Origin of the sequence: Streptomyces sp. NPDC094143 (assembly GCF_040303825.1) — a bacterium.
Classification (GTDB): domain Bacteria; phylum Actinomycetota; class Actinomycetes; order Streptomycetales; family Streptomycetaceae; genus Streptomyces.
Genome location: NZ_JBEOTZ010000004.1, coordinates 114,688 through 128,506 on the forward strand (window position 1 = coordinate 114,688; position 13,819 = coordinate 128,506).

Consider the following 13,819-nt stretch of genomic DNA (forward strand, 5'->3'; position numbering starts at 1 on the left):
GCCCAGCCCCGCACCGAACGGTCGGGGCCTTCTTCATGCCCTGGAGGGCCTCATGGGAGACCTGATCAGCGACGGCAAGACCCGCGTGGTGTGGGCCTCGTCCATCGCGAACATCAACGCGCCGACGGTGGCCGAACTCACCGCCGCGGCCGACTACACCAAGCGCATCACCCCCGACGGCCTCAAGCTCGACCCGTCTACGGCGGACGTCGACACCGGCTCGCTCGCCTCGAAGTTCGACACCAAGACCGTCGGCCGCGTCAGCTTCGACACCGAGCTGACGTTCAAACGGGGCGACAACCCCACCGACGACGCCCCCTACACGACCCTGAAGTACGGGGTGTCCGGGTTCCTGGTGGTGCGCCGCGGCATCGACTTCGACACCGCGTGGGCGGCCGGCCAGAAGGTCGAGGTCTACCCGACCACGTGCGGCGAACCGCAGAACACCGCTCCGGCGGCGAACGAGGTCATGAAGTTCGTCTCGCCCATCAAGGTCACCGACGCCCCGGCGACCGCCGCGACGGTGGCCTGATGGCGAGCATCGAGGACATCCTCAAGCAGGCCACGCCCCGGGAGCGCACGGTGGCGGTGTGCATCCGGGGCGACCTGGCCGGCGAGGTCCACCGGCTCACAGAGGAGCTCTCCCGGGTGTCGCAGGACTGGCAGCCGGCCGACCTCACCGACACCCACCCGGGCCGGAAGATCGCCGAGCAGCTCAAGGCCGCCCAGGAGGCGGCCCGCGCGGCCGAGCAGCCGTTTCTCCTGCGCTACATCGGCGACAAGGCCTACAGCGACCTGCTGGCCGCGCACCCTCCCAAGGACGACAAGCAGCTGTTCGACGACCGGACCTTCCCGCGCGCGCTGATCGTCGCCTCGTGCGTCGACCCGGTGATGACCCCGGAGCAGGCGGAGGAACTCTTCGAGGTCATCAACGAGGGAGAGATCCAGAAGCTGTTCGACGCCGCGTGGGAGGTCCACAACGGCACCGATCTGGCCCCTTTCTCGTTGGCCGCCTCCGCGCTCCTGGCGGGCCTTGGCGGCGAGAAGTAGAAGCGGCCCGGGCCTGGGGCGTGCCCCGCAGCGTCTTCATGGGGCGTGTCGTGGGTCCGGGAGAGCCGCTGTGGCTGCCGGAGGACCGGGCGTGGGCGCTGGCCCTGCTGGCCGTGGAAGCGGACTGCTGCCCGGAGTGCCGCCAGCCCTGGGGCGAGGCCACCGACCGGGACAACGAGTTCGCCTACCGGGCCGAGCTGATCCGCTGCCACGCCTGCACCGCCTCGGCCCGGGCGGTGAAGACCTACCAGGACAAGGGCGGGGCGGCCGAGGGCCTGCACGTCCACATCGAGCACACCGGGGGGTGACCTGTGGCCACCCGTACCGTCAACGTCCGCCTGGTCGCGGACGTCAACCAGTACACCCGCAGCATGCGGCAGGCCGCGCGGCAGACCTCCCAGGTCGCCGACGTCGGGGCGAAGGTCGGCACGGCGATGCTCGCCGGGTTCGCCGTGGCGGCCGCGGCCGCGGCGAAGTTCGACAAGGAGCTGTCCAACGTCCGCGCGGTGACCGGCGCGACCGGCGCGGAGATGCAGAAGCTGCGCGCCGCCGCGCTGGAGGCGGGCAAGACCACCAGCTTCACGGCCACGGAGGCCGCCCGGGCGGAGGCCGAGCTGGCGCGCGCCGGCATCTCCACGGCGGACATCATCGGCGGCGCTCTGAAGGGCTCGCTGGCGCTCGCGGCGGCCGGGCAGGTCGACCTCACCGAGGCGGCCGTGGTGTCCGCGCAGGCGATGAACACGTTCGGGCTGGCTGGCAAGGACGTCACGCACATCGCCGACCTGCTCGCGGCCGGCGCCAACAAGAGTGCGGCCGACGTGCACGGCCTGGGCATGTCGCTGCGCATGGGCGGCCTGCTCGCCCACCAGACCGGGCTGAGCATCGAGGACACCGTGGGCACCCTGGCGGCGTTCGCCGACCACGCCCTGATCGGTTCGGACGCCGGTACCTCGCTGAAGGTCATGCTGCAGCGGCTGGTCCCGCAGTCCAAAGAAGCCAAGATGATGATGGACCAGATCGGCTTCTCCGCCTACGACTCCACGGGCAAGTTCGTGGGTTTGACCGAGCTCGCCGGCCGGATGAAGACTTCCTTCGGCCAGCTCACGCCCGAGGCCCGCAACGCCGCCATGGCCACGATCTTCGGAGCGGACGCCGTCCGCTCCGCGACGATCATGTACGAGCTGGGCGCCGAGGGCATCACCCGGTACGTCAAGAGCGTGAACGACCAGGGCGCGGCCGGCCGGATGGCCGCCGTCCAGACTGACAACCTCATCGGCGACCTGGAGCGGTTGCGCGGCGCCCTGGAGGTCGCGCTCATCGAGGGCGGCTCGGCCGCCAACGGCACCCTGCGCACGATGACCCAGTGGATCACCAACCTGGTGAACGCCTACAACGATCTCCCGCCCGGGGTGCAGCGCGCGGTGACTGGCTTCATGGGCATCGGCGGTGCCGCGTCGCTGGCTGGCGCCGCGTTCCTGCTGCTGCTACCCCGGATCGCAGCCACGCGCGCGGCCCTGGTTGCGATGGGTGTGACGGCCCAGACGACGCGGGCCGCGCTGCTCGGCCTGGGCCGGTTCGGCGTCGTCGTGGCCGGCCTGGCCGCCGTGTCGTGGGGCACGGAGAAGCTGATCAGCCAGTTCGACGCTGCTCCGCCGAGCGTCACCAGGCTGCAGAACTCGCTGCTGAACTTCGCCAGGACGGGTAAGGCCGCAGGCGAACTCACCAAGACGTTCGGCAAGGACCTGGACGGCTTCGGCGAGGCCGTGGCCCGCATCGCACACCCGGGCGCCCTGGACCGCGTGGGTGACTCGCTGTATTCCATCACTCATCTCGGGTCGGACAGCTACGACCTCGAGCAGGCCCGCCAGAAGATCAATGGGGTCGACGAGGCCCTCAAGGGCCTGGTCGAGGGCGGCGCCCCGGACGTGGCCGCGGACGCCTTCGACAGGATGGCCGTCGAGGCCGAGAAGCAGGGCACGTCCACGGAGAAGCTGCGGACACTACTGCCCGGCTATGCCGAGGCGCTGACCGCCACGGATACCCAGACGAAGCTGTCGGCGGAGTCGCAGGCCAAGCTGGCGAAGGAAGCGGGCCTGACCGCCGACCAGCTGCAGGACCAGCGCACCGAGGCGGAGAAGCTCACCGACGCCCTGAACGCGCTCAACGGCGTGGCAATCTCTACCGCCCAGCGGGAGATCAGCTTCCGGCAGTCCCTCGCCGACCTCACTTCCGCGGTGAAGGAGAACGGCCGCTCCCTGGACATCAGCACGGAGAAGGGCCGTGCAGTCAAGGGCGCGTTTCTGGAAGCGGCGCAGGCCGCCATGGACCATGCTCAGGCGGTCGCCGAGCAGAGCAACAGCCAGGCGAAGGGGCAGAAGGTCCTCGAGCAGGACATCAGCCTGCTGCGCCGGCAGATGACGGCCGCCGGGTTCTCCAAAGATGCGATCGACGAGCTGACCGCGGCCTACCTGCAGCTGCCGGGCGCGGTGAAGACGAAGATCAGCGCAGACACCGCCAGCGCCATCAGCGACCTGGAGGCCGTCAAGCGGGAGGTGGAGGGCACCAAGGGCAAGACCATCACCATGCGGGCGCCCACGGCGGAGGCCCGCGCGGAGCTGGAGCGGCTCGGCTTCAAGATCAAGAACACCAAGGGCAAGAACGTCACCATCACGGTGCCCACCGGCACCCAGAAGGCGGCCGTCGACGCGCTGCGGCGGGCCATTGAGGCCCTGCGCAGCCGGAGCATCACGCTCACCACCAAGCGGCACTACATCAACATCACGGAGAACCGCCGCATCAACACCGGTGGCGGCGGCCGCGGCCCCAACGCCGGCGCGAACGCGCGCGGCGGCCGCGTCCGTGGCTACGCGGGCGGCGGCAACGTGCAGGTCGCCCCGGACGGGCTGCTGTCCGGTCCGGGCACCGGCCGCTCCGACGACATCCTGGCGTTCATGGCGAGCGGCGCCGTGGCCCGGGTGTCCAACACGGAGTTCGTGGTCAACGCCGCCTCCACGAAGCGGTACCTGCCGCTGCTGACGGCGATCAACGCCAACCGCATCCCCGGCTTTGCGGCCGGCGGGCTCGCCTCGGGCGGGATCCCCGGCTTCACGTACACACCGACCGGGGCCGCGGTGCTCGGCGGCCCGTCGGACGCCAAGAAGCGCTACGACCAGGAGATCGAGGACCTCAAGAAGGCCTGGGAGGACCTCAACAAGGCCATCGCCGACCAGAAGAAGGCCGCCGACAAGCTGAAGGACGCCGAGAAGGACCTGGCCAAGGTCCGGCGCGGCAAGCACACCAAGAAGCAGCTGGACGCCGCCGAGGACCGCGTCGACAAGGCGCGGGCCGAGAAGAAGAAGGCCGACGCCCGGGTCAGCAAGGAACGCAAGGACGTCTACGCCGCGGATGCCGAGCTGGGCCTGAAGAAGGGCGCCAAGGCCCCGAAGGCCTTCAACCTGAAGGCCTACGAGACCCAGCTGAACGAGTCCGTGGCGGCCACCCAGAAATGGCGCAGCAACCTGTCGAAGATCGGGCAGCGGGGCGGCAAGGAGCTCCAGGCGATGCTGGAGGGCATGGGCGAGGAGGGCTACGCCCTGGTCAACGCCCTGGCCGGAGCGTCGGACAAGCAGTTCAAGTCCATCGTGTCCAAGCTGGAGAAGACCGGCGACCTGGCCAAAGCCACGCTGAAGGACTTCAGCAAGCAGCTCGGCGCCTCCACCAAGGAGAACCAGCAGTTCGCGGCCGACCTGCAGACGCTGGCCGCGCAAGGGTTCGGCGACCTCGCCCAGGCCCTGGCCGCGCAGGGCGACGCCTCCGCCATGACCCTCGCCCACCAGGCGGCCGGGTCCAAGACGCAGGCCGCCGCCGCCAACGCACAGGTGGGCAAAGCCCAGGACACGCTGACCGGCGAGCAGCTGGCGGCGTCCCTGACGCTGCTGTCCACGCTGCGCGGCGGCCCGGGCCGCGGGTTCGCCGACCTGATCGCCGCCGGGCTGGACGTGGCCACCATCAAGGCCATCGTCCCGAAGATGACCAAGCAGATCGCCAGCCTGCCGGAAGCCAACAAGTCGACATTCGTGCGGCAGTGGGTGCAGCAGGGCGGCAAGGCCATGGCCACCGGCGGCATCCTCACCCGGCCCACGATGGTCCTGGGCGCCGAGGCTGGCGTGCCGGAGTCGTGGATCCCGTGGGACCGCTCGGCCCGCTCGCGGGCCCTGCTCGCCCGCACCGCGACGGCCATGGGCTACCAGCTGGTCTCCGCCGGCCGCTACCGCGGCAGCACGCCGGCGGCGGCCGGGGCCCGCGAGGCGACCCGGCAGATCACGATCAACCTGTACGGCGCGAAGCAGTCCACCGCCGAGCAAGCGCAGGACATCGCCCGGCACCTGACGTTCGTCGGCTGAGAGGGGAGTTGCTTCGGTGGCCTACACACCAGGTACGGACATCGACGGGATGCAGGCCACCCTCGGCTCCCTGCGGCTCGGTGCCGTGGACGCCATGGGGGTGGTCTGGCGCCTGCAGGACCTGGAGGGCTGGGACAGCCCCGAGATCCGGGCCGAGTACCAAGAGCGGGAGGCCGACCACGGCTCGTGGGGCGCCCCGGTCTACTTCGGTTCCCGGCCCATCACGCTGTCCGGGATCGTCGAGGCCAACAGCCGCGCCGACCTCGAGGCCGCCATGGAGCGGCTCTACGAAGCGGCCGCCATCACCGACACGACGCTGACCGTGTGGGAGTCCACGCCGAAGCAGGCGACGGTCCGGCGCAGCGGGAAGGTGCTGACGAAGTACATCACCGACACCAAGGCCTCCTGGTCGGTGCTGGTGACGGCGGAGGACCCCCGCCGCTACAGCACCGCCCTGGAGACCGCCAGCACCGGCCTGCCGTTCACCAGCGGCGGCGTGACGTTCCCCGCCACGTTCCCCATCACCTTCTCGGCGACGACCGTGGCCGGGCAGATCACCGCCTCCAACATCGGCTCGATGGACACCCGGCCCCAGCTCACCATCGCCGGGCCCGTCGTCGCGCCGATCGTCGCCGGGCAGTACCCGGACGGCACCGTGCGCCAGCTCATCTACACCCAGACCCTGCAGAGCGGCGACGTCCTGGTCATCGACACCGACGCGCACACCGTGATGCTCAACGGCGACGCCTCAAGGAGGCGGTTTTTGAAGGTCCCCTCCGGCTGGCCCACCATCGGCGCCCGCAGCTCGGTGACCTACCAGTTCCAGGCCGGCTCGTACAACGCCAACGCACTGCTGACCGCCACCTGGCGCTCGGCATGGATGTGAGAGGAGAACCGCCATGCCGGTAGACGTCTGGGCGATCGACACCCTGAACCTGTCCGGGCGCGAGGTGCGCCTGATCGAGTCGTCCACCGTGATGGCCGACGGCACCGTGCTCGGCTCCCGCTCCGGGGTCCGCCCCGGCGACCCGGGCCTGACGGTGTCCCTGGCCGGATCGACCATCAACGTCAGCCCGGGCGTGGCGATCGTCTACCAGCCGGCGCAGGGCGTCTACAAGATCGCGTTGGGCTCGACGACGTCGGCGGGAACCCTGCAGGCCGCGCACGCCACCCTGTCCCGCATCGACCTGGTGTACCTGCGGGTGTGGGACAACGCCGTCGACGCCTCCGGCCTCGCCCAGGGCGACGTCGTCTACCTGCCCGGCACCGCGTCATCGACGCCGGCGGCACCGACGCCGGCGGGCACGCAGATCTACCTGCCCCTGGGCACGATCACCGTGCCGCCGTCGGGCGGAGGAGCGGCCACCGTGTCCTCCGCGGTCCGCCCCTACACCGTGGCGCCGGGCGGCATCCTGCCCTCGTCAACAGCTCCGTCCAGCCCATACGTTGGCCAGTTCTACGACAACGGCACCGACCTGCTGCGCTGGAACGGCTCCGCCTGGGACACCTACCAGAAAGTGCCGGGCGCATGGACGTCCTACACCCCGACCTGGACGGCCTCCACCACAAACCCCGCCCTCGGCAACGGCACACTGATCGGCCGCTACCAGAAGACCGGCCGGACAGTCGTCTGCCATATCAACCTGGTGACGGGCAGCTCCACCACCTACGGGTCGGGCAACTACTCGTTCGCTCTCCCGGTCGCCGCCGCGAATGTCGGCGCCTCCTACATCGGTGGCGCGCACCTGCTCGGCAACGACCGGTGGGTGGGCCAGGTCGTCGTCAGCCCCGGGGCCACCACAACCTCGCCGTTCTTCCCGATCACCGCGACGAACACCCGCACGGACTTCCAGACCCCCACACGCCCCGAGGCCTTCGCCAACGGCTCCCAGCTGCGGATGACGTTCACCTACGAGGCAGCGGCCTGATGGCCGTCCCGTACCGGCTGGCGTGGTATGGCTGCGACCTGCGCACCGGCGGCATCGTCGAGGACCTGCCGGCGATCAAACCCGCCGGAGCCCTGGCCCGGCGCCTGGGCGATACCAGCACCACCCAGTTCGAGCTCGCCCTGGCCGGCGCGCCGCACGACTGGGAATCGGCAACCGCCCCCGGGCGCTCCGTGCTGGTCGCCGTCGACACCGCGACCGACCTGCCGGTGTGGGCCGGTGTCTGCCTGCCCCGCGAAGGAGGCAGCGCGCAGACGGTGAGCATCGGGGCCGCGACGCTGGAGCGGTACCTCGACAGCCGATTCCCCGGCACGCAGACGCACATCGGCGTCGACCAGGCCGACGTCGCCGCTGCCCTCCTTGCCCCCGCCCTCGTCGACGGCCCCGCTTTTGTCATCGACACTGTGGCCACCGGCACCGCCATGGACTACCTGACCGACGACGGCGACGACAAGTCGGTCCTGTCCTGCCTGCAGGAGGTCATGGGCCTGGACGGCGGGCCCGAGTGGACCGTCGACGTGGAATGGAACGCCGGCCGCGACGGCTTCGTCTTCCCCATCCGCGTGCGCTCCGCCATCGGCGTCCAGACGGACATGCCGGAGGGCACCTTCGACTTCCCCGGGTGCGTGGCGAGCTACTCCCTTGCCGAGTCCTACGAGGCGGGCAAGGGCGCAACTGCCGTCCTCGCGCGCGGTGAAGGGGAGGGCAGCTCCCGCCTGACGTCCTCGCTGCACGAGGCGAGTGCGCTGCTGGCCGCCGGATGGCCTCGCTGGGAGTACCGCTACACGCCGGCCACCGGGGTCACCGACCCGGACCAGCTGCAGGCGCACGCGGCCAAGACGCTCGCCCTGATGGGCCAGGGCGCGCAGGTGTGGAGCATCGAGGCGACCGCGTCACGAGCGCCCCGCCTCGGCCGGGACTGGGGGCTCGGGGACAGCGTGCGCCTGGCCGTCGCGTCCTCGCCCCGCCACCCGGCCGGCGCCGACGTCGTCGCACGCTGCTGGGCGTGGGAGCTCGACGTCGGCGCGAACAAGATCCGACCGATTCTCGTGGAGGAAGCCTGATGTCCCGCCAGCTGGACCAGCTACCGGCCGACGCCACCACCCTGGCCAAGAAGGTGGCGGCCCTCGAGCGCGAGATGCGCGAACTGCGGGCATCGAGGCGCATGGACTCGGCGACCGCGGCCCTCATCCAGACCGCCGCTGCTGGGCCCCGCGTCGCCCTCGACGGAAGTGGCCCGGCCCTGCTCATCTACGGGCCCGACGAGAGCGTCCTGGGTCGGTTCGGTCCCGACCCCATCGACGGCGGCGCCGGCTTGTGGACGAAAGGGCAGCAGCCCATCCCGCTGCTGGCCTACCTGTACGGCGGGGAGATGCGCTGGCGCCCCGCCGATGAGAACCAGGTCGTCGAGGCCGCGACCGCGGTCTATGACACCGACCTCGACACCTACACCGACCTCATCCTGTCCCCGGGGCGCGTGCTGCCCGGAGACATTCCGGCACAGCTCATCATGACCACCTCGGTCGGCGGCGGCCCGCCCCTGATGGACGTCCGGGCCGTGCTGACGGCGAAGAACTGGGCGATCGGCTCGACGACGATCACACCCGCCGCCGCCAACACGCCCACCTCCGCCAGCATCACCGGCCTGAACCTTCTGGGCTCCACCTTCTTCGGGTTCGCCACGGCCGCCACGGCCGTGCCCGGCAGCACCGTCACCGGCGTCGGCATCACCGCAGTCACCGCGACCGGCGCGACGCTCTGGGCAACCCGCACCAACACGACCGCAACCACAGTGAACTGGATGGTGATCGGACTGTGAGCCAGACAACCGCCCCCGACGGCGACGAACCGACCGAAGAAGACCCGCCGCCGCTCCCGGTCCCCGATCCGATCACCTTCCTGCCGGCCATGTACTACGCGGCCGTCGTCCGCGACGACAACACGGCCTGCGTGAACTACGCCCGGACCTTCGACGTGCCGGAGCTCTACTCGAACGCCGGCAGCCCGAACGTGGTGTGCGGGCGCTGCCGCCAGCCGATGACGATCATGTCAGCCACGCTGCTCGACCCGCAGCCCGAAGTGTCCTGACCCACCCCCCTTGCCCGCCCCGAGCCCTTCGGCCGGGGCCTTTCTCATGTCTGGAGGCCCCGTGGCCTGGTACAGCAACGCCGTCCGCCTGGAGCTGCAGCCCGAGGCACGCGACCAATCCTCAATACGCCCCACCCAGATGATCTTCCATAGCATCGTCGCGCCGTGGGACGAGCACCGCCTGTACGCCTACTGGAAGAACTCGACCTCGTTGGAGAGCCACTTCGGCGTGGACTTCGACGGCAGCCTCGGCCAGTACCTCTCGACGACCACCCGCGCCGACGCCAACTACCAGGCGAACCGGCGCGCTGACGGGTCCGGCGCCATCAGCGTCGAGACGGCGTCCAACACCGCGGCGTCGGATCCTTGGACGGACGAGCAACTCGAGGCCCTGGCCGACCTCGGCGTCTGGGGACACCGCGCCCACGGCATCCAGCTGCGGGCCTGCCGCAGCGGCGCCGACTCGGGCTACGGCATCCACCGCATGTTCCCGCAGTGGTCCCCGTCCGGGACCGACTGCCCGGGCGACCTGCGTGCCGCGCAGTTCCGTGCCGAGCTGCTGCCCGAGATCATCAAGCGGGCCGGTAAGCCCGCCGCCCCGGCGCCGGGCGGCACGAAGAAGCCCGTCGTGTCGCTGGCACACATCCGGGCCGCGCAGCGCCGCGACCCGGGCCTGCCGCAGGGCGGCACCACCTACAAGGCCGAAGCGCTCGTCGTCGAGGGCGCGCTGTACAAGGCGGGCCTGCTCGCGCGGCGGTGGGTCGACGGCTCCCTCGGCTCCCGCACTAGGCCGGCCGTCGCCGAGTGGCAGGAGCGCTGCGGCTTCCGCGGCGCCGACGCCGACGGCTACTTCGGTCGCGAATCACTCACCCGCCTGGGCGTTGCCCACGGCTTCACCGTGAAGGACTGATCCGCCATGGCACGCGTAGAGACGAAGGTCACCGCCGCGACCGCTGCGGCATACGTCGGAAGCACTGGCCTGCTCGCCTCGCTGGAAGCGGTGCAGGACAACACGGAGCTGGTCGGGTGGATGCCCCCGGCTCTGGCCCCGTTCGTCCTCGCCCTGGTCCCGGCCGCCATCGCGTTCGTGTCCGGCTGGGCGGCCCGGCACACACCCCGCACGGACGAGGACCTGGTCCGCGCGGCCCGTCGGCACGGCCAGTAAGGGGGCCACCGTTGGACGCCACCACCCTCGGGAGTCTGCTCGTCGGGCTCGGCGCGGTCGTCGGCGCGGTGGTGGCGTACCTCGGTAAGAGGAGCGAGAACGCACTCACCGGCTACAGCTCGCTCACCAACGACCTGCAGGAAGAACGCGACGCGCTGAAGGCCGAGCGCGATGCCCTCAACACCAGGCTGGCCGAGCAGGCCGCCCTGCGCGCAGCAGACCAGGCGGAGATCGCCCGGCTGCGCGCCCTGATCGTCCACCTCGGAGGAGAGCCGTGACACGTGCCGAGCGCACCCTGGCCCGCCGCTGGCGCAGCGTCCTGCTCGTGTGCACGCTCATCGCCCTCAGCGGAGCCGTCCTGATCATCTGGGCCCGTATCGATCAGGAGGCCGCCCGGGCCGAGGAACTCGCCGCGGAGGCCGACCGCCGCGGCGAGGCCGTCAGCACGCTCGCGACCGATGTGCGGCTGCTGCGCGCCCAGGTTAAGGAAGAGGGCGGGACGCCGGCGGCACCTGACCCGGCGGACGCCGTCGACGACCTGCCCGCCCGGGCGGAGGTGCCCGTGCCGATACCGGGGCCGCGCGGGGAGCCCGGGCCGTCCGGGAGCCCTGGCCGCGACGGGAAGAACGGCGCCGACGGCGGGCCTGGCACACCGGGGCAGGACGGGGAACCCGGCGAGGCCGGCCAGGACGGCGCCCCGGGCGCGACCGGCCCCCAGGGCGAGCCAGGGCCGCGGGGCGAACAGGGACCTCAAGGCGAGCAGGGCCCGCAGGGCGAGCAAGGGCCGCCTGGCCCGGACTGCCCCGAGGGGTACAGCCTGCAGGCGCCCTCCTGGGACCCGGACGCGCTGGTCTGCAGACGCGACGGGGCCCCGAATCCGGATCCCTCGCCGAGCCCAGCACCCGGCCCGATCGCTGCAGGCCTGGAGCCGTACCGACGGCAGTACCCATGAACACGAATGCCCCCTGTACGGCTCATGTCCGAGCCGTACAGGGGGCATTCGTGTTGCCATGCAGCGTCAACAGCACAACGGCCCCAGCCGAAAGCGGGGGCCGAAGGGCGTACCGTTCTAAGTGCGACCAGAGAACGGAGGCACCAGTATGCCCGAACACACGCGCCCAAACGACCTCCCCGGCACCCGCGTACGCGACATCCGCCTGGCGCGAGGCTTCACCCAGGAGCAACTCGCCGAGCGCGCAGGCCTCAGCCTCGCCGTCGTCAAGAAGATCGAACAGGGCGGTAACGGACGCTTGGACACCTACCACGCCCTCGCCCGTGCCTTGAAGGTGCGCACATCAAGCCTCTTCGACCCGGGCGCCCCGCACGCCACCACACGAGGCGACAACGACAACGTCGACCTGATGCCGCTGCGGCAGGCCATCACCCCGCCCATGGCCGTATCAGGACGCCTGCTATTCGCCGACGCCATCGCGCCCGAGCCCGACCTGGGTAACCTCCGGTCGACCGCCGACGCCCTGGCCCACTCGTACTCGGGCGACAACTACGGGCACCTCGCCCAGTTCCTCCCCGCACTCATCGCCAGCGCCCGTCTGGCCGTCGAGCACTTCGACAATGGCCCCCAGCACACCGAGGCCCTCAAGCTCCGCTCCGACGTCCTGCAGATGGCCGGCCGCTACCTCACACAGGTGCGCGCCTACGACGTCGCCCATCCCGCAATCCGAGACGCCCTGCTGGACGCCGTGACCGCCGGCGACCGTGCGCGCGCCGCATCAGCGGTGTATCTGCAGGGCTGGCTCCTGATGCGTCAGGGGCGGTTGGATGAGGCCGAGCGGCTGGCGTTGGCAACGGCGGACGAAGTGGAGCCCCGCATCTCCCGCGCGTCCAAGGTCGAGCTCGGCGGATGGGGCCGACTGCTCGTACGGGCGTCCAGCGCGGCCGCGAGGAACAACCGGCCCCGCGAGGCGCGGGAGATGCTGCGCCTGGCCCGTACGGCGAGCTCGGCCCTGGGCGGGAGCGTGGCCGCCTACGCTTACGGCTGGGGGAAGTTCGCCTGGCCGACAGTCGCGTTCCAGGCGGTGGAGAACCAGATGGTGGCCGAACAGCCGCGCCGCGTGCTCGGGCTGTCGGCCCGGATCCCCGCCACGGGCACGGCGGCAACGGCGAACACCTGGAACCGGCACCGACTTGACGTGGCCCAGGCACACGTGATGCTGCGGCAGCCAGACGAGGCGACGGACGTTCTGGCGGCACTGCATGGGGAGGCCCCGGAGTGGCTGCGGCATCAGCAGATGGCCAAGTCCACATTCGAGCAGTCGCTGAAGGTGGCCGGGCGTCGGAAGCTCACCGGTCGTCAGCGCGAGCTGGCGGTGTTCTTCGGCACGGCGTAAGTGCTACAGGCCGTAGCCCTTCAGGGTGCAGCGATTCCTGAAGGGCTACGTTCCGTGGCTGTTTGACCCACACGCGCAGCCCTTACTTTCGGTGACCTAGCGATCACTGACGCAGGGGAGACCTGCTGTGGGCCACGTACTGAAACCAGTCGAGACACACCCCGGGGTGCTCGTGCACCCCACCGCGGACCGTCGCTTAGCGGCCGGGCACTGGCTGCTGTCGACACTGCCGGCGCCGCAACGCGCGATGGCCCGTCAGGAGTGGCGGTGCCACGAGGTGGCCATGCTGCCGCTCGGCGGCCTCTTCTCGGCTGTCCGCCTCCCCGGCCGCATGGTGGCCGCCGTCGCCGGGCGCAGCGAGACGGCTGCCCTGGACGCGTTCTTAGCGCAGGCTCTCGACGGCGGCCCCGTCATCTGTGACCCGCACTTTTCCCGGTACTACGCCCTGGTCCCTGCCAGCATGCCGAGGACCTGGCACAAGGCCGTCGATGACTGGCGCACCAGGGACGTGGACTGCCTCGGCCGCGGCACCTACCTAGGCGTGCCGAGACCGGACGCCGTGCAGGACGCCCGCGGCCGCGCTTCTTACTGGGCCGTACCCATGGACTCGCCCGCGACGCTGTGCGCCCCCATGGTGGTTGCGCGGCTGATCGCCGCAGGATGGCGCACCCTGGCCACGGAGCCGGAAGAGTGAGCACCTCCGCCCGCCCATCGTCCGTCACCGCGCCGTGGGGCTCCGAGTACGAGCGCCTAGGCGTCCACTACAGCTCCTGCCCGACGTGCAGGGCCGTGCGACTTGGGCGTCAACCTCAACCTGCC

15 protein-coding genes are annotated in these 13,819 nt (G+C 71.0%); all 15 read left to right on the top strand.

What is annotated here, in order from left to right:
* The first annotated feature begins 52 nt into the window (after nucleotides 1-52).
* The 15 genes from ABTZ58_RS07040 (at nucleotide 53) to ABTZ58_RS07110 (ending at nucleotide 13,694) form a co-directional block, all read left to right on the top strand.
* Complete coding sequence (locus ABTZ58_RS07040) at nucleotides 53-532, top strand: phage tail tube protein (protein WP_351351311.1); 480 nt, start codon at nucleotides 53-55, stop codon at nucleotides 530-532.
* Entirely contained in the window at nucleotides 532-1,050 is a 519-nt protein-coding gene (locus ABTZ58_RS07045; protein WP_351351314.1) for a hypothetical protein, read from the top strand. Before ABTZ58_RS07040 ends, ABTZ58_RS07045 begins: the two co-directional genes overlap by 1 nt.
* Nucleotides 1,051-1,100: 50 nt before the next feature.
* On the top strand, nucleotides 1,101-1,358 hold the full coding sequence (locus ABTZ58_RS07050; protein WP_351351317.1) for a hypothetical protein: 258 nt from the start codon (nucleotides 1,101-1,103) through the stop codon (nucleotides 1,356-1,358).
* A gap of 3 nt (nucleotides 1,359-1,361) precedes the next feature.
* Nucleotides 1,362-5,453 carry a phage tail tape measure protein gene (locus ABTZ58_RS07055; protein WP_351351320.1) on the top strand — a complete coding sequence of 1,364 codons (4,092 nt, stop codon included), beginning with the start codon at nucleotides 1,362-1,364 and terminating at the stop codon, nucleotides 5,451-5,453.
* A gap of 16 nt (nucleotides 5,454-5,469) precedes the next feature.
* Nucleotides 5,470-6,339 (top strand): phage distal tail protein, encoded by an 870-nt coding sequence (locus ABTZ58_RS07060; protein ID WP_351351323.1) that lies wholly within the window; start codon nucleotides 5,470-5,472, stop codon nucleotides 6,337-6,339.
* Between the two features lie 13 nt (nucleotides 6,340-6,352).
* Nucleotides 6,353-7,381: a hypothetical protein gene (locus ABTZ58_RS07065; protein WP_351351325.1), complete on the top strand. Its 1,029-nt coding sequence runs from the start codon at nucleotides 6,353-6,355 to the stop codon at nucleotides 7,379-7,381.
* Nucleotides 7,381-8,463 carry a hypothetical protein gene (locus ABTZ58_RS07070; protein WP_351351328.1) on the top strand — a complete coding sequence of 361 codons (1,083 nt, stop codon included), beginning with the start codon at nucleotides 7,381-7,383 and terminating at the stop codon, nucleotides 8,461-8,463. The genes ABTZ58_RS07065 and ABTZ58_RS07070 overlap by 1 nt, the downstream gene beginning before the upstream one ends.
* Nucleotides 8,463-9,218 carry a hypothetical protein gene (locus tag ABTZ58_RS07075; RefSeq protein ID WP_351351331.1) on the top strand — a complete coding sequence of 252 codons (756 nt, stop codon included), beginning with the start codon at nucleotides 8,463-8,465 and terminating at the stop codon, nucleotides 9,216-9,218. Before ABTZ58_RS07070 ends, ABTZ58_RS07075 begins: the two co-directional genes overlap by 1 nt.
* A complete protein-coding gene (locus tag ABTZ58_RS07080) occupies nucleotides 9,215-9,487 on the top strand; it encodes a hypothetical protein (protein WP_351351334.1) in 273 nt (90 codons plus the stop codon). The genes ABTZ58_RS07075 and ABTZ58_RS07080 overlap by 4 nt, the downstream gene beginning before the upstream one ends.
* A 61-nt stretch (nucleotides 9,488-9,548) precedes the next feature.
* Nucleotides 9,549-10,397, top strand: a complete 849-nt coding sequence (locus tag ABTZ58_RS07085; protein ID WP_351351337.1) for an N-acetylmuramoyl-L-alanine amidase — start codon at nucleotides 9,549-9,551, stop codon at nucleotides 10,395-10,397.
* A 6-nt stretch (nucleotides 10,398-10,403) separates the two neighbouring features.
* Nucleotides 10,404-10,652: a holin gene (locus tag ABTZ58_RS07090; protein ID WP_351351340.1), complete on the top strand. Its 249-nt coding sequence runs from the start codon at nucleotides 10,404-10,406 to the stop codon at nucleotides 10,650-10,652.
* An 11-nt stretch (nucleotides 10,653-10,663) separates the two neighbouring features.
* Entirely contained in the window at nucleotides 10,664-10,930 is a 267-nt protein-coding gene (locus ABTZ58_RS07095) for an MreC domain-containing protein (protein WP_351351343.1), read from the top strand.
* A complete protein-coding gene (locus ABTZ58_RS07100) occupies nucleotides 10,927-11,604 on the top strand; it encodes a collagen-like protein (protein WP_351351346.1) in 678 nt (225 codons plus the stop codon). Before ABTZ58_RS07095 ends, ABTZ58_RS07100 begins: the two co-directional genes overlap by 4 nt.
* Before the next feature lie 148 nt (nucleotides 11,605-11,752).
* The gene (locus ABTZ58_RS07105; RefSeq protein ID WP_351351349.1) at nucleotides 11,753-13,000 is read left to right on the top strand and encodes a helix-turn-helix domain-containing protein; all 1,248 of its coding nucleotides are present in this window, start codon (nucleotides 11,753-11,755) and stop codon (nucleotides 12,998-13,000) included.
* 127 nt (nucleotides 13,001-13,127) lie between these two features.
* Complete coding sequence (locus ABTZ58_RS07110; protein ID WP_351351352.1) at nucleotides 13,128-13,694, top strand: hypothetical protein; 567 nt, start codon at nucleotides 13,128-13,130, stop codon at nucleotides 13,692-13,694.
* Nucleotides 13,695-13,819: the final 125 nt, after the last annotated feature.